1 protein-coding gene is annotated in these 517 nt (G+C 31.3%); it reads left to right on the forward strand.

The genetic code is table 11. The features are described from left to right. Positions 1 to 48: 48 nt before the first annotated feature. Positions 49 to 517: FAD-dependent oxidoreductase (locus FUA24_RS07720; RefSeq protein ID WP_148541173.1), on the forward strand; the 469-nt coding region annotated here is incomplete at its 3' end.

Here is a 517-nt window from a genome sequence, read left to right on the forward strand (position 1 = left end):
TTTTCATTTATTAATAATAAAACTAACTTTACAATATAAAAACTTGTTATGTTTAACACACTAATTATAGGAGGCGGAGCCGCAGGTTTATCTTGTGCATTGGTTTTAGGCTCTGCAAAAAACAAATCTTTTGCACAAAATAAGCGCGTTGGTATTTTTGTACACCAAAAAACATCGCATTTACAAACAGCTTTATTTAATAATGTTTTGGGGCTGGCTCCTGGAACTACTGGTGCTTCTATATTAGAAAAAGGTAAACAACAATTAACTGAGCTTTACCCACATGTTGAGCAAATTGATAAAGAAAAAGTTTTAGAAATCACAAAATTTGAAGAAGGGTTTGAAGTTATAACTAACAAAAACAGCTATAAAACTAAAATTGTAGTAGTAGCGGTTGGATACACTAACTTAATGCGCATTAAAGGTTTAGAAGATTATATTGAACCACACCCGCGCTCGCCAATTGAAAAAGAACGTATTTGGTTAAAAAACAACGATCATTTAATTGAAAAAAATT

It is taken from the genome of Seonamhaeicola marinus (genome assembly GCF_008085455.1).